A 15,069-nucleotide genomic window follows, 5' to 3' on the forward strand; every position below is an offset into this window, starting at 1 on the left:
AAGAAGTTATTGACTTTGAAAAATCAATTATAGTTGGAATAATAACCCAAAACCAAAGTGAAGATAAACTAAACGAATATCTTGACGAATTGGAGTTCTTAACCTTCACTGCTGGTGGAACGGTGGTGAAACGCTTTTCCCAAAAAATGGATAAGCCCAACCCTAAAACTTTTGTAGGAACTGGAAAACTAGAAGAAATCAAATATTTCATCAAAGACAACGATATAAAAACCGTAATTTTTGATGATGAATTAACCCCTTCACAATCTAAAAATATTACCAAAGAATTAGATTGTAAAGTGCTAGACCGAACGAATCTTATCTTAGATATTTTTGCACAGCGTGCCGAAACTTCATACGCCCGAACACAAGTAGAATTAGCGCAATGCCAATACTTATTGCCGCGTTTAACCGGAATGTGGACGCACTTGGAACGTCAAAAAGGAGGTATCGGGATGCGCGGACCGGGTGAAACCGAAATTGAAACCGACCGCCGTATTGTGCGAGATAGAATTTCGTTGCTAAAAGATAAAATCAAAGTAATCGATAAACAAATGGCTACCCAACGCAGCAACCGCGGGGCCATGGTTCGTGTGGCTTTAGTAGGATATACCAATGTGGGCAAATCAACCTTAATGAATGCCGTAGGAAAAAGCGACGTGTTTGTCGAAAATAAATTATTTGCCACGCTTGACACTACCGTAAGAAAAACCGTAATAAAGAATTTGCCGTTTCTTTTAAGCGACACCGTAGGATTTATTAGAAAATTGCCCACACAATTAGTTGAATCGTTTAAAAGTACTTTAGATGAAGTGAGGGAGGCCGATTTATTGCTTCATGTGGTAGATATTTCACATCCCGATTTTGAAGACCATATTGCTTCGGTAAACCAAATTTTGCAGGATATTAAAAGTGCCGATAAACCCACGATTATGGTGTTCAATAAAATTGACGCATTTCAATCGGTTTATTTTGATGAAAACGATTTAAGTGTGGAGAAAACTACCAAACATTACACCTTGGAAGAGTGGAAAAACACGTGGATGAGCAAATTAGGCGAAAGCAAAACCTTGTTTATTTCGGCTACTGAAAAAGCCAATTTTGAAGAATTTAGAGAAAAGATTTATGAAGCAGTGCGTGAAATTCACATTACACGCTTTCCGTACAATAAATTCTTATATCCCGATTATAAAGACGCGGTTGAGAACGAGTAAAAAAAAGACCTCAATGTTGAGGTCTTTTTTATTTTCGTTTATACAAAGGCACTGCCGAACACGCTTCACCAAACATAACGCTTTTGGCTACTTTTTGTAGTTTTTGTATGGCTACGGTATACACTTGGTTGGGTACAGCTTTTTTAGAACAGCCTTTTAAAATAACAGGTTTGTCAAAATAATCGGTGTAGTCGAGTTTGTTTAAAATGTCTTGATACCAAGCAATAACTGCCATTTCTTTTGTGCCATGAACAACTTGTAAAGCAAAAGGCGCCAAATGAACCGCCACTAACGCAAATGCCCAAGCAGGTAAAATGGCATCGGTAGCACAATATAAAGCCACATATTTGTCATCGTACTTAGACCAATCGGTATCTTTTAATTGGGCTCTAAAATCAGCTTCTTTCAGTAAAAAACCTTCCACTAACCATTGGGAAATATCAACCTCAACCACATGACCATCTGGATAGTAATCTTCTAAATCGAATACCATCAAGGAACTTTGCGCTACTTTATTTACTATTTCGTCCATTTGAGAAGTTTCAAGTTTCAAGTTGAGCAACTTGAAACATTAAACAAATTTTATAACATTCCCAATTCTAACTTAGCTTCTTCGCTCATCAAATCTTTACTCCATGGCGGATCAAATGTAATTTCTACTTCGCATGATTTTACGGTATCAATAGATTTTACTTTTTCCTCCACTTCTTGCGGCAATGTTTCTGCCACAGGACAGTTGGGTGATGTTAAAGTCATGACGATTTTTACATCATTGTCTTCGTTGATCATGACATCGTAGATTAAACCTAATTCATAAATATCTACAGGAATTTCGGGATCAAAAATTCCTTTTAATACTTTGACTACGTCTTCCCCTAAATTGATTGTATCGTTAAATTCTTCCATTTTTTTAATTTTTATTATAACCATATAAGGCATAAAAGAGAATTTAAGTTAATTCTATTTAACTTATATGGCTTATATGTTTAATTTTTTATTGCTTCGCTTGAAAGGCTAAAGCATACATTTTAATTTGTTTAATCATTGAAACCAATCCGTTTGCTCTTGTGGGCGACAAATGTTCTTTTAATCCTATTTCATCAATAAAATCAGTGTTAGCCTCTAAAATTGAACTTGGTGTTTGGTTTGAAAACGCCCGAATTAAAATAGCAATAATACCTTTGGTTAAAATAGCATCGCTATCGGCTGTAAAGACAATTTTTCCATCTTGTTCTTCGCCATGCACCCATACTTTTGATTGGCACCCTTTAATAATGTTTTCGTCTACTTTGTATTGCTCGTCAATTATAGGAAGTGTTTTTCCTAGCTCAATGATGTATTCGTAACGCTGCATCCAGTCGTCAAACATAGAAAACTCATCAACAATTTCGTGTTGTATGTCTTGTATTGTCATGTTATTTTTTTTCAACAATTGCTAGAATTGTAAGCACTAATTTTTGAATATATTTTGGAGGGTATCCCCCATCAAATTCAGGTGTCTTATAGCTTTTGTCTTTTTCTATTATTTCTAAATAAGTAATTGGTGCCGCATCATAAAATCGTTTTTCTGAAGGCGCTTCTAGCGTTGGAATTTTGACAAATTCTATTTTTTCCAATTCCATTTGAATAGTTTTCATTTCATCAGAAGACAATTGGAACTGAGAACCTTTTTCGCCTCTAATTTTGGAAGAAGTAATAGTGCCATTTTCTATGGTAATACTATGAAAAAACCCTCGAGAATTTGATTCAAATACAATTTTTGGTAGTGTAAAACTATGCTGATCTGTGTTTGTTTGTGCTATTGTATTATTTTTTTTACTTACACAACTTAAATTAAATACAAGTAAAATTAAAGTAATTGCTTTCATGCTTTTAGTTTTTAAGACAACATCATTTGTGCTTTTTTAACCGCTTCAACAAAGATATCAATTTCTTCCTTGGTATTGTAAAAAGCAAAACTAGCTCGTATGGTGCCCGGAATGTTGAAAAAATTCATAATCGGTTGTGCACAATGATGACCGGTTCTTACGGCTATTCCCAATTTATCTATAATAGTTCCAATATCATACGGATGAATTCCTTCGATATTGAACGAAATGACCGACGCTTTGTTTTCGCTCGTTCCAAAGATTTTTAACCCTTCGATTTCTTGTAATCTTTTGGTTCCGTAAAGTAATAATTCGTGTTCGTAAGCTGCAATGTTATCAAAACCAATGGCATTCATGTAATCAATAGCGGTTCCTAAAACAATTCCGCCATCGATATTTGGCGTTCCTGCTTCAAATTTATGTGGTAAATCGGCATACGTAGTTTTTTCAAACGTTACTTCAGCAATCATTTCGCCTCCGCCTTGATAGGGTGGCAATTTTCGCAACCATTCCTCTTTTCCGTATAAAATTCCCACGCCTGTTGGGCCACACACTTTATGCCCAGAAAACACATAAAAATCACAATCTAACGCTTGTACATCGGGTTGTAAATGCGGTGTAGCTTGAGCGCCGTCAATTAAAACCGCTGCTCCTACTCCATGTGCTTTTGTAATGATGTCTTCTATTGGGTTAATCGTTCCTAACGCATTTGAAATATGGTTAACTGCTACAATTTTTGTTTTCTCGGAAAGTAATTTATCAAATTCCGAAAGGATTAATTCTCCTTTTTCATTCATTGGAATAACGACCAGCTTTGCGCCCGTTTTTTCGCATAAAAATTGCCAAGGCACAATGTTACTGTGGTGTTCTAAAGCAGAAACCATCACCTCATCACCAGATTTTATTAAACTTGCAAAACCATTCGCCACCAAGTTTATTCCGAAAGTCGTTCCCGAAGTAAAAATGATTTCGTAGTTGTGTTTGGCGTTTAAGTGATTTTGAATGGTATTTCTCGACGCTTCATACGCATCGGTAGCCAATTGACTCAATGTATGTACACCGCGGTGAATATTCGCATTGATTTCGCTGTAATAGTTAGAAATAGCATCGATCACCACTTGCGGTTTTTGTGAAGTAGCCCCATTGTCAAAATACACCAAAGGTTTCCCATTTACTTTTTGCGATAAAATAGGGAAATCAGCTCTTACTTTTTGGATGTCTAACATATTTCTATGGTATATTATTACAAATCAAACCCCATATTTACGCCCAATTTATCAGCGATAATACGAGCAATTTTTGCTTTTAATTCGGGTATTTTTATGCTATTGGTCACTTCACTGGTAAACGCATACATCAACAAGGCTTTGGCTTCTTTTTTAGGAATCCCGCGTTGTTGCATGTAAAACATGGCGCTTTCATCAAGTTGTCCGATGGTACATCCGTGCGAACACTTAATATCATCGGCAAAAATTTCCAATTGTGGCTTGGCGTTGATCGTCGCTTTATCGCCAATTAAAATATTGTTATTTTGTTGGAATGCATCCGTTTTTTGGGCTTCTTTTTCAACGAAAATTTTACCGTTAAAAACACCTGTTGCACTTTCGTTTAGTATCGTTTTATAGTTCTGATGGCTTTCGCAATTGGGTGTCGCATGTTGCACCAACGTATAATGATCTACATGTTGTTTGTCGCCAATAAGAGTTACGCCTTTCAAGGTAGAATCAATACGTTCCCCTTGATGATAAAAATTCAAGTTATTTCTTGTGATGTTTCCACCAAACGAAAACGTATGTACCGCCACTCTACTCTCTTGCTTTTGAGCAATATAGGTGTTGTCGATCAAATTGGCAGTTTGAACATCGTTTTGAATTTTATAATAATCAACGATGGCGCGTTTTTGAGCAAAAATTTCGGTTACCGAATTCGTTAAAACTGGATTGCTATTCAAACTTTGATGACGTTCTACAATTTGAACATGAGCGTTCTCTCCCACAATGACTAAATTTCTAGGTTGTACCATCAAAGCCGCTTCGGTTCCTGTAGAAAAATAAATAATCTCAATAGGCTTTTCTACCACTTTACTTTTTGGAATATTGATGTAAGCCCCCTCTAACGAAAATGCCGTATTTAAAGACGTTAAACTTTCTTCTTTACTCGCAATTTGGTTAAAATAGCTGTCGATTGCCATTTTATATTTCGGTTTGGTCAATGCCGAAGACATCAAACAAACATCTAAACCGTCATGTGTTGTAGACGACAAAAACGAACTGAAAATTCCGTCTATAAAAACAACTTTATAGGTGTCGATTTCGTGTAAAAAATACTTTTTTACATCTTTAAACTCGATTGTATTTTCTTTCTTTGGAAAAACCGAAAAATCATTTTTTAAAATGGCATTTAACGACGTGTATTTCCAAGCTTCCTCTTTTTTAGTGGGGAAACCTTTGTTTTCGAAATTTTTTATGGCGTTACTTCTTACCTCATGAAGTTCTGATTGGATGTCAATCTTTTCTTCAAAAGCCATGAACGAAGCTAACATTTTTTCTTTCAACTCCATATTATGCTTCTTGTTCTTGTTTAATCCAATCGTAACCTTTTTCTTCCAATTCTAAAGCCAAATCGGCTCCACCGGTTTTTACGATTTTTCCATCCATTAACACGTGAACAAAATCGGGAACGATATAATCCAACAAACGTTGGTAGTGTGTAATCACCAACACCGCGTTGTTTTCGTTTTTTAATTTGTTTACCCCATTCGCTACAATTCGCAAGGCGTCGATATCCAAGCCTGAATCGGTTTCGTCCAAAATAGCGATTTTTGGTTCCAACATGGCCATTTGGAAAATTTCATTACGTTTCTTTTCACCACCTGAAAACCCTTCGTTTAAAGAACGCGACAAGAATTTTCTATCCATTTCTAATAATTCTGATTTTTCACGTATTAATTTCAGCATTTCATTCGCAGGCATTTCGTCTTGCTTGTTGGCTTTGCGTTTTTCGTTGATTGCCGTTTTGATAAAATTCGTCACCGAAACCCCTGGAATTTCCACTGGGTATTGAAACGACAAGAAAACCCCTTTGTGCGCTCTTTCTTCGGGTGCTAATTCTGAAATTTCTTCACCATCTAAAAAGATTTCGCCTTCAGAAACTTCGTAGTTTTCATTTCCGGCAATGATGGAAGATAATGTCGATTTTCCAGCACCATTTGGTCCCATAATCGCATGTACTTCCCCTGCTTTAATTTCAAGGTTAATTCCTTTTAATATTTCTTTGTCTTCTACCGAAGCGTGTAAGTTTTTTATCTGTAACATTTTGTAAATGTGTTATTTATTCTAATTTTTTTGATTGATTATCCTACTGAACCTTCTAACGAAATTTCCAACAATTTCTGCGCTTCCACAGCAAATTCCATGGGCAATTTGTTCAATACTTCTTTGCTGAATCCGTTTACGATTAAAGCAATAGCTTTCTCCGTTGGAATACCGCGTTGGTTGCAATAGAATACTTGATCTTCGCCAATTTTTGAGGTCGTAGCCTCATGTTCAATTTTTGCCGAAGCATTTTTACTTTCGATATAAGGAAACGTATGTGCGCCACAATTATTTCCCATTAACAACGAATCACATTGTGAAAAGTTACGGGCATTTTCGGCTCTTGCGCCTATTTGTACTAATCCTCTGTAGCTGTTTTGTGATTTACCTGCTGAAATTCCTTTAGAAATGATCGTCGATTTGGTATTTTTACCCAAGTGAATCATCTTCGTTCCCGTATCGGCTTGCTGATAATTGTTGGTAACAGCAATGGAATAAAATTCGCCAATTGAATTATCACCTTTCAACACAACCGAAGGATATTTCCACGTTACTGCCGAACCTGTTTCTACTTGGGTCCAAGAAATTTTAGCGTTTTTCTCACAGAATCCTCTTTTGGTTACGAAGTTATATACTCCTCCTTTTCCCTCCTTATTTCCAGGATACCAGTTTTGAACGGTTGAATATTTGATTTCGGCATCGTCCATGGCAATTAATTCTACAACAGCGGCGTGCAATTGATTTTCATCACGACTTGGAGCCGTACAACCTTCTAAATACGAAACGTAACTGCCTTCATCGGCAATTAACAAAGTTCTTTCAAACTGACCTGTTCCTCCTTGATTGATTCGGAAATACGTGGATAATTCCATTGGACAACGAACGCCTTTTGGAATGTAGCAGAAACTTCCGTCAGAAAAAACGGCCGAGTTTAAAGCTGCATAAAAATTATCTTTCTGCGGAACAACCGTTCCTAAATGTTTGCGCACCAATTCTGGATGTTCTTTGATGGCTTCCGAAATCGAACAAAAAATAATGCCTTTTTCGTTTAGTGTTTTCTTAAAAGTTGTTGCCACAGAAACCGAGTCTACCACGATATCAATAGCTACATTGTTCATTTTCTTTTGTTCGTCGACTGAAATCCCTAGCTTTTTGTACATCGCCAAAAGTTCAGGATCCACATCTTCTAGCTTTTTATTTGGGTCGGCTTTTTTGGGTGCCGAATAATAAGAAATCGCTTGAAAATCTGGTTTTTCATAATGAACATTAGCCCATTCGGGTTCTATCATTTCTTGCCAAGCACGAAAAGCTTCCAAACGCCAATCGGTCATCCATTCGGGTTCTTCTTTTTTCTTTGAAATGGCACGAACAATGTCTTCATTTAAACCAATTGGAAACGTTTCAGAATCCAATTCAGTATAAAATCCGTATTCGTATTCTTTATTTTCTAATTCAACTTTTAAGTCGTCTTCTGTGTATTTACTCATTTTTTTAATTTATAACGAGAAGCTTTCTCCGCAGCCACACGTTCTTTGTGCATTTGGATTGTTAAAAACAAATCCTTTGCCATTTAAACCTCCTGAAAACTCTAAAACTGTACCGGCCAAATAAAGAAAACTCTTTTTTTCAACTACAATTTTAATGGCATTGTCTTCAAATATTTTGTCGTTCTCTCCCGTTTGTTTGTCAAATTTTAATTCATAAGACAACCCCGAGCAACCACCACTTTTTACGCCTACTCTAACATAATCTTGGGCGGCATCAAAACCATCTTCTTGCATCATGGCAATGATTCTTTTACTTGCTGTGTCAGAAACTTTAATCATAACCTCATTTGTATTTGTTGTTTAATATGCATTAGGGAACGCGCACAGAAAAATTCATTAATAAAATTGCTTTTTTCTGATGCCTATTCCATAGCTTATTTTGATTTTGTCTAAATTAACTGCAAAGATATATCATAATTTACTTTTTACAAGATTTGCTAACATTTTTATAACTTATGTTAACATAGTTTTTGTTTCTGGTATTTTTTGTAATTTGGCTCAAAATAAGAAACGATGAAATTGCATGCTATTGAGGCCGGAAATTTTAAACTAGATGGGGGAGCCATGTTTGGTGTGGTGCCCAAAACAATTTGGAACAAAACCAATCCGGCAGATGAAAACAACCTCATTGATATTGCGGCTCGATGCCTCCTAATTGAAGACGGAAATCGCTTGATTTTAATTGACACCGGAATGGGAAACAAGCAGTCGGATAAGTTTTTTAGTTATTATTCGCTTTGGGGAAATCATTCCTTAGAACTATCCTTAAAATTAGCTGGTTTTCACCGTGATGATATCACAGATGTTTTCATGACCCATCTGCATTTTGATCATTGTGGCGGAAGTGTCAACTGGAACGCGGCCAAAACTGGTTTTGAAGTCGCTTTCAAAAATGCAAATTATTGGACCAATGATAACCATTGGGAGTGGGCTACAAAACCCAACTCAAGAGAAAAAGCTTCTTTTTTACATGAAAACATTATTCCAATGCAAGAAAGCGGTCAATTGCAGTTTATCAAACGTCCAGAAGATGATTTTTTAGCAGAATCTGAATTGGGTTTTGGCGTATTTTTTGCTGATGGACACACCGAAAAACAAATGATCCCACACATTCATTACAATGGAAAAACAATCGTTTTTTGTGGGGATTTGTTGGCAACAGCTGGCCATATTCCAATTCCTTATGTTATGGGCTACGACACAAGACCGCTGTTAACCCTGGATGAAAAAACTAAGTTTATGAATGCCGCCGCCGATCATAATTATTATTTGTTTTTAGAACATGATGCGCACAATCAAATCATTACGGTTGAAAAAACAGAAAAAGGGGTTCGGCTAAAAGAAGTATTGCGATACGATGATCTTTTTTAATTTTTGATAAAACTTACTTAATTGTAACAAATACAACACAAATCAGTCCAATAACTGAAATTATTTACCCCATGAAAAAAATATTTAACCCATTTTATTTGAGCTTAGTTTTTATAGCCATTTTTACAAGTTGTAGATCCCAAAAACCGATTGCTACAGCAGATCTTGATAAATTATCCTTAAAAACAACCTCTGTTGCCGAAAAGGATTTAATGCGTTGGAGTCATTTAGACTTACTCAGAGATACGGTGCCCGGTATGAGTGTTGACAGGGTTTACAATGAAATAATCAAGAATAAAAAAGGGCAAAAAGTAATTGTTGGCATCGTAGATTCTGGAGTGGATATAAACCATGAGGATTTAAAAGCCGCCATTTGGACCAACCCAAACGAAATCGCCGGAAACGGAATTGACGATGACAACAACGGCTATATCGACGATGTGCATGGCTGGAATTTTTTAGGCAATGTCGTTAACGAACAGCTTGAAATGACGCGCATTGTTAAAAAAGGGCCTGGAACACCAGACTATGAAAAAGCAAAAGCAAAGTTGGACGAAGAACTAAAAAACATTAAATTAGAAAAACAACAACTTGATTTTATATTAAATGCCGAAAAATCAATTAAAACACATCTAAATAAAGATGTTTTTACACTAGAAGATGTCAAAGGAATTGTTTCTAATGAAACGAGTGTAAATCAGGCAAAAGCTATATTAATTCAAATTTTAAGCGTTACAACAAAAGAGAAATTTGATGCCGAAATTGAAGAATACAAAGACTATGTCTATGGCAATCTCAATTACAGATTAAATGTAGAATTCGATGGCCGTTCAATTGTTGGGGACAATCCTAACGACCTCAAAGATATTAAATACGGTAACAACAACGTAATTGGACCCGATCCAAAAGCAGCAAAACACGGAACTCATGTCGCTGGAATTGTAGCTCAAATGCGAGGAAACAACAAAGGAGGAGACGGTGTTGCCCAAACGGCAGAAATAATGGTTGTTCGAGCGGTTCCAAACGGCGATGAATACGATAAAGATATTGCGCTTGGGATTCGTTATGCTGCAGACAATGGCGCTAAAGTGATCAATGGTTCTTTTGGAAAATATTTTTCACAAAATAAAGAATGGGTAATCGATGCTATTAAGTATGCGGCCTCAAAAGATGTTTTAGTAGTTATTGCTGCTGGAAACGAATCGTATGATTTGGATGTAACCAATAAATATCCAAACGACACCTATGATGGTAGCTCTGAATATGCAAACAACGTATTAATTGTTGGAGCGCTTTCGCCAAGTTACGATACTAAAATGGTAGCTGATTTTTCAAATTATGGAAAAAATAATGTAGACATATTTGCACCTGGTGCTCAAATTTATGCAACAACACCTTTAAATTCATACGAGTATCTAGAAGGGACTTCAATGGCATCACCAAATGTTGCTGGAGTAGCAGCTTTACTTCGTTCCTACTATCCAACTTTAACTGCGGTGCAAGTAAAACAAATTATTATGGAAAGTGGAATCCCACTGAAAAATACTGTTATGTTAGGAGAAGAAAAGCGCAAAACAAATTTTTCCGAAGCTTCAAAATCGGGTCGCATCATCAATGCTTATAACGCAATGCTTTTAGCGAAAAAAATGGCGAAAAAATAGCACTAAAGCTGTATTAATACATAATATTCTCAAGGTTTCTATACTTTATAGGATTTCTTTTAAATTCAAATATGAAAAAATTTCTTTTTTTAAGCTGTTTCCCCCTCTTTTTGTGGGCACAAAACAATCCAAATCCAGGCTATTGGCAACAACATGTTGACTATAAAATGGATGTGAAAATGGATGTGAAAAAATTTCAATACACCGGCAAACAAGAAATCGTATACACCAACAATTCGGCTGACACGTTGCACAAAGTGTATTATCATTTATTCAACAATGCGTTTCAACCGGGAAGCGAAATGGACGCCAGACTTCAAAGCATTTTAGACCCCGATAAACGCATGGTGAGAACCTTTAAAAAAGAAGGTAAAGAGCAAAAAGAAAGTAAAATCAGCACCTTAAAACCGGATGAAATTGGCTATTTAAATATTGCAAATTTCAAACAAGATGGTGCGGTGGCAATCACTAAAGTTGTAGGCACCGTTTTAGAAGTAACATTAGCCAATCCTATTTTACCCAAACAAAAAACAACCTTTTCATTAGATTTTGAAGGACAAGTGCCGTTGCAAATTCGTCGTTCGGGCAGATTATCTGAAGAAGGCGTGGCCCTTTCCATGACACAGTGGTATCCTAAATTATGTGAATATGATTTCGAAGGCTGGCATGCCAATCCATACATTGCCCGCGAATTTCATGGTGTTTGGGGCAATTTTGATGTTAAAATTACCATTGACAAAGACTACACCATTGGTGGTACTGGTTATTTACAAAACCCAAATGAAATTGGACACGGTTATCAAGATGCCGGCGTTACTGTAATATATCCGAAGAAAACCAAAACCCTTACCTGGCATTTTTATGCACCTAACGTGCATGATTTCGCTTGGGGTGCCGATAATGAATTTGTCCATGATGTACTCGTGGGACCCAATAATATTGCCTTACATTTCTTATACAAAAACAAAAAAGACAATATTGAAAATTGGAAAAAGATGCAGCCTAAAACGGCCGAATTATTAGCGTTTTTTAACGAAAACGTAGGGCTTTATCCCTATAAACAATATTCGGTAATTCAAGGAGGCGATGGCGGAATGGAATATGGCATGTGTACGCTAATCACTGGAAATCGTTCCTTTGGAAGTTTGGTTGGTGTTACAGCACACGAAATGGCCCATTCTTGGTTTCAATTTGTCTTAGCAACGAATGAAAGCAAACACGAATGGATGGACGAAGGCTTTACTTCTTACATTTCCAATAGCGCTATGAATAAAGTATTGCCTCCCAAAAAACCAGAAATTCCGTATGAGGATGCTTATAATAATTACATTTATTTAGCAAAATCCGGAAAAGAACAACCGCTTTCCACACACGCGGATCGGTATGACGTCAATATGGGTTATGGCATTTCTGCCTACAGCAAAGGAGAAGTGTTTTTAGTGCAATTGGGTTATATTATTGGTGAGGAAAACCTCAACAAAACGATCAAAAGATACTACAACGACTATAAGTTTACCCATCCAACTCCTAACGACATCAAACGGGTAGCTGAAAAAATTTCGGGGGCTAATTTGGATTGGTATTTGTTGGATTGGACCTTAACTACAAATACGATTGACTATAGCATTACAGCTGTTTCTGAAATAAATACTTCTACTACAAAAGTAGCTTTAGAAAGAAAAGGAAGAATGCCAATGCCTCTAGATATTATGGTGGAATTTACAGATGGAACGAAAGAGTTTTTCTACATTCCGAATACTTTAATGCGTTGGGAAAAACCAAATCCGTACCCCGAAATCAAAGGAACGGTATTAAAAGGATGGGATTGGGCCTACCCCACTTACTCTTTTGATATCTCAAAAACAAACATCAAATCCATTACTATTGATCCCGAAAATAAAATGGCCGATATCAACAAAGAAGACAATGCTTTTATAAAAAAATAATCCCTAAGAAGCCGACAAACACACGTCGGCTTTTTTTATACCTTTGCATCATGTCATTCACGTATCCCAAAAAAGAAAAATTAAAAAGTAAAACAACTATTGATTTGCTATTTTCGGAAGGAAATTCGGTTTCGAAATTTCCTTTGCGTTTGGTATATATTGAAAATAAAGAAGAAAATGCCGTGCTCTTAAAAATGGGCGTATCGGTTTCAAAAAAATATTTTAAAAAAGCAGTAGACCGCAATTATTTCAAACGTGTTTTGCGCGAAACCTATCGATTAAACAAACATATTTTGCTTGATACTTTGGAAAAACCCTATGCTATAATGTTTTTCTATCAAACAAAAGAACGCCTTTCATTTCAAGAAATTGAAGAAAAAACCATCCAACTTTTTCAAAAATTCAACGAAACCATAAAGTAAATCGAGTATAGCGTGCGCGTTTTGGTGAATATTCGTTACTTTCGTATACTAAATTAATACATTGCCTTGTTCATGAAACATTTTTTCAAGAGAAAAATAATGATTCCCGTTATCGCCTTAATCTTTCTTTGGGTAGGGGTGAGTTTTAAAAATGATTTTTTTGAAATTGCGAAACAAATCGAAATCTTTACCGGCGTTTTTAAAACGGTAAACCAAAATTATGTCGACGAAACCAATGCAGGGGAAATGATGGATATTGCCATCAAAAACATGCTAAAAGAACTGGATCCGTACACTGTTTTTTTTAACGAACAAGATGTCTTAAAGTATAAAATCAACAATACGGGGGAATACACTGGTATTGGGGCCATGGTACAACGAAAAGACGGAAAGGTTTACTTAAAAGAAATATACAAAGGATTTCCGGCCGATAAAGCAGGATTAAAAGCAGGGGATGAATTACTGCAAATTGGTGACGTTACTTTAAAAGAATACCAAGATGATGCTTCTCAGTTGTTGAAAGGGGCCAAAAACACCTCGGTAAACATTATTTACTTAAGACAAGGAACAACGCGCAAGGCGAGCATCGTTTTAAACGAAGTCGAAATAAAAGCCGTACCCTATTATGCATTATTAAAAGACAAAACAGGCTATATCGTATTGTCTAAATTTAACGAAAAAGCAAGTGCCGAAACCAAAGCCGCTTTACTGGATTTAAAACAACAAGGGGCCACAAAAATTATTTTAGATCTTCGAGGAAATCCAGGAGGGTTATTGCATGAAGCAGTAAATATTTGCAATCTTTTTGTGGCTAAAAACGAACTGATAGTAACCACAAAATCAAAAAATGTTAAATACAACTTAGAATACCGCACCAAAAACGAACCCAATGATTTGGTAATTCCATTGGCCGTTATTGTAGATGGAAAAAGTGCCTCTGCTTCTGAAATTGTTGCGGGAGCAATTCAGGATTTAGACCGCGGAGTTGTTCTAGGGAGCAGAAGTTTTGGAAAAGGATTGGTGCAACGTCCATTAGATTTGTCGTATGGCACACAGGTAAAAGTAACCATCTCTAGATATTATACGCCCTCGGGAAGATGCATACAAGCACTTGATTATTCTAAAAAAGACGAGAACGGAAAAGCTACAAAAAAAGCGCAAAAAGAATACAATGCTTTTAAAACAAAAGCAGGTAGAACTGTTTATGATGGCGGTGGCGTATTGCCCGATATTGAAATTGCATCGACCAAATTAGCGCATACCACCGAAACGCTTTTAAAAAATGAAGCTATTTTCAATTTTGCGACCCAGTTGTATTATAAAACCCCAACGGTTTCAGAAGTTCCGTCAGTTACGGATGCCGATTTTTTAGACTTTAAATCATATATAAAACAAGAAAAAATTGTCCTAGACACCGAAACCAGTAAAGCCCTCAAAACTGTTATAGAAAACGCAAAAAAAGAACAAATTGAGGAACAAATTACAGTTGCCTACAAACAATTGGAAACGGCATTAGAAAAAAGTCAAGAAGCGGCGCTTGAAAAAAACAAAGAACAAATCAAAAAACAGCTTCAAGAAGAGTTAATTATTAGATATCAATATCGAGAAGGATTGTATTTATATTATACCAAAAACAATCCCGAAATAGAACAAGCCATCAATTTATTAAACAATACACCACAGTACCAATCGATATTAAAAAAGTAAAATAATAGCGTCTTTATTC

Annotated in this window: 15 protein-coding genes; 6 read left to right on the forward strand and 9 right to left on the reverse strand. The window is 36.2% G+C overall.

Going from position 1 to position 15,069, the window contains the following annotated elements:
* Positions 1–1,214 (forward strand): GTPase HflX (gene hflX / locus ACIQ6Z_RS00005; protein ID WP_396208894.1); only part of this gene is annotated, 1,214 nt, incomplete at its 5' end.
* A gap of 28 nt (positions 1,215–1,242) precedes the next feature.
* On the opposite strand, the gene ACIQ6Z_RS00010 is transcribed toward hflX, so the two are convergent.
* The 9 genes from ACIQ6Z_RS00010 to ACIQ6Z_RS00050 form a co-directional block, all read right to left on the reverse strand.
* Entirely contained in the window at positions 1,243–1,746 is a 504-nt protein-coding gene (locus tag ACIQ6Z_RS00010; protein ID WP_396208895.1) for a DUF2480 family protein, read from the reverse strand.
* Positions 1,747–1,796: 50 nt separating this feature from the next.
* Positions 1,797–2,120 (reverse strand): SUF system Fe-S cluster assembly protein, encoded by a 324-nt coding sequence (locus ACIQ6Z_RS00015; RefSeq protein WP_396208896.1) that lies wholly within the window; start codon positions 2,118–2,120, stop codon positions 1,797–1,799.
* 88 nt (positions 2,121–2,208) lie between these two features.
* Positions 2,209–2,628: a SufE family protein gene (locus ACIQ6Z_RS00020; RefSeq protein WP_396208897.1), complete on the reverse strand. Its 420-nt coding sequence runs from the start codon at positions 2,626–2,628 to the stop codon at positions 2,209–2,211.
* Position 2,629: 1 nt separating this feature from the next.
* Entirely contained in the window at positions 2,630–3,082 is a 453-nt protein-coding gene (locus ACIQ6Z_RS00025) for a hypothetical protein (protein WP_396208898.1), read from the reverse strand.
* A gap of 11 nt (positions 3,083–3,093) precedes the next feature.
* On the reverse strand, positions 3,094–4,308 hold the full coding sequence (locus ACIQ6Z_RS00030) for an aminotransferase class V-fold PLP-dependent enzyme (RefSeq protein ID WP_396208899.1): 1,215 nt from the start codon (positions 4,306–4,308) through the stop codon (positions 3,094–3,096).
* A gap of 17 nt (positions 4,309–4,325) precedes the next feature.
* Positions 4,326–5,642 (reverse strand): Fe-S cluster assembly protein SufD, encoded by a 1,317-nt coding sequence (gene sufD, locus ACIQ6Z_RS00035; protein ID WP_396208900.1) that lies wholly within the window; start codon positions 5,640–5,642, stop codon positions 4,326–4,328.
* 1 nt (position 5,643) lies between these two features.
* Complete coding sequence (sufC, locus tag ACIQ6Z_RS00040; protein ID WP_396142853.1) at positions 5,644–6,396, reverse strand: Fe-S cluster assembly ATPase SufC; 753 nt, start codon at positions 6,394–6,396, stop codon at positions 5,644–5,646.
* A 38-nt stretch (positions 6,397–6,434) separates the two neighbouring features.
* Entirely contained in the window at positions 6,435–7,883 is a 1,449-nt protein-coding gene (sufB, locus tag ACIQ6Z_RS00045) for a Fe-S cluster assembly protein SufB (protein WP_396208901.1), read from the reverse strand.
* Positions 7,884–7,892: 9 nt separating this feature from the next.
* On the reverse strand, positions 7,893–8,222 hold the full coding sequence (locus tag ACIQ6Z_RS00050) for a HesB/IscA family protein (protein ID WP_396208902.1): 330 nt from the start codon (positions 8,220–8,222) through the stop codon (positions 7,893–7,895).
* Positions 8,223–8,456: 234 nt separating this feature from the next.
* Between ACIQ6Z_RS00050 and ACIQ6Z_RS00055 the strand changes: the two genes are divergently transcribed.
* From ACIQ6Z_RS00055 to ACIQ6Z_RS00075, 5 genes are all read left to right on the forward strand, one after another.
* Complete coding sequence (locus tag ACIQ6Z_RS00055; protein WP_396208903.1) at positions 8,457–9,314, forward strand: MBL fold metallo-hydrolase; 858 nt, start codon at positions 8,457–8,459, stop codon at positions 9,312–9,314.
* Between the two features lie 71 nt (positions 9,315–9,385).
* Positions 9,386–10,975, forward strand: coding sequence for a S8 family peptidase (locus tag ACIQ6Z_RS00060; protein ID WP_396208904.1), 1,590 nt, complete (start codon positions 9,386–9,388; stop codon positions 10,973–10,975).
* A gap of 71 nt (positions 10,976–11,046) precedes the next feature.
* Positions 11,047–12,921: a M1 family metallopeptidase gene (locus tag ACIQ6Z_RS00065; RefSeq protein WP_396208905.1), complete on the forward strand. Its 1,875-nt coding sequence runs from the start codon at positions 11,047–11,049 to the stop codon at positions 12,919–12,921.
* A gap of 50 nt (positions 12,922–12,971) precedes the next feature.
* Positions 12,972–13,343: a ribonuclease P protein component gene (gene rnpA, locus ACIQ6Z_RS00070; RefSeq protein ID WP_396208906.1), complete on the forward strand. Its 372-nt coding sequence runs from the start codon at positions 12,972–12,974 to the stop codon at positions 13,341–13,343.
* Between the two features lie 72 nt (positions 13,344–13,415).
* Complete coding sequence (locus ACIQ6Z_RS00075) at positions 13,416–15,050, forward strand: S41 family peptidase (protein ID WP_396208907.1); 1,635 nt, start codon at positions 13,416–13,418, stop codon at positions 15,048–15,050.
* The last annotated feature ends 19 nt before the right edge of the window (positions 15,051–15,069 follow it).

This window comes from Flavobacterium sp., from assembly GCF_044376915.1.
Classification (GTDB): domain Bacteria; phylum Bacteroidota; class Bacteroidia; order Flavobacteriales; family Flavobacteriaceae; genus Flavobacterium.

Bases quoted from the DNA above. Each gene is read 5' to 3' on its own strand.
- ACIQ6Z_RS00010 (WP_396208895.1), bottom strand. From the start codon at position 1,746: ATGGACGAAATAGTAAATAAAGTAGCGCAAAGTTCCTTGATGGTATTC.
- ACIQ6Z_RS00015 (WP_396208896.1), bottom strand. From the start codon at position 2,120: ATGGAAGAATTTAACGATACAATCAATTTAGGGGAAGACGTAGTCAAA.
- ACIQ6Z_RS00020 (WP_396208897.1), bottom strand. From the start codon at position 2,628: ATGACAATACAAGACATACAACACGAAATTGTTGATGAGTTTTCTATG.
- ACIQ6Z_RS00025 (WP_396208898.1), bottom strand. From the start codon at position 3,082: ATGAAAGCAATTACTTTAATTTTACTTGTATTTAATTTAAGTTGTGTA.
- ACIQ6Z_RS00030 (WP_396208899.1), bottom strand. From the start codon at position 4,308: ATGTTAGACATCCAAAAAGTAAGAGCTGATTTCCCTATTTTATCGCAA.
- sufD (WP_396208900.1), bottom strand. From the start codon at position 5,642: ATGGAGTTGAAAGAAAAAATGTTAGCTTCGTTCATGGCTTTTGAAGAA.
- sufC (WP_396142853.1), bottom strand. From the start codon at position 6,396: ATGTTACAGATAAAAAACTTACACGCTTCGGTAGAAGACAAAGAAATA.
- sufB (WP_396208901.1), bottom strand. From the start codon at position 7,883: ATGAGTAAATACACAGAAGACGACTTAAAAGTTGAATTAGAAAATAAA.
- ACIQ6Z_RS00050 (WP_396208902.1), bottom strand. From the start codon at position 8,222: ATGATTAAAGTTTCTGACACAGCAAGTAAAAGAATCATTGCCATGATG.
- ACIQ6Z_RS00055 (WP_396208903.1), top strand. From the start codon at position 8,457: ATGAAATTGCATGCTATTGAGGCCGGAAATTTTAAACTAGATGGGGGA.
- ACIQ6Z_RS00060 (WP_396208904.1), top strand. From the start codon at position 9,386: ATGAAAAAAATATTTAACCCATTTTATTTGAGCTTAGTTTTTATAGCC.
- ACIQ6Z_RS00065 (WP_396208905.1), top strand. From the start codon at position 11,047: ATGAAAAAATTTCTTTTTTTAAGCTGTTTCCCCCTCTTTTTGTGGGCA.
- rnpA (WP_396208906.1), top strand. From the start codon at position 12,972: ATGTCATTCACGTATCCCAAAAAAGAAAAATTAAAAAGTAAAACAACT.
- ACIQ6Z_RS00075 (WP_396208907.1), top strand. From the start codon at position 13,416: ATGAAACATTTTTTCAAGAGAAAAATAATGATTCCCGTTATCGCCTTA.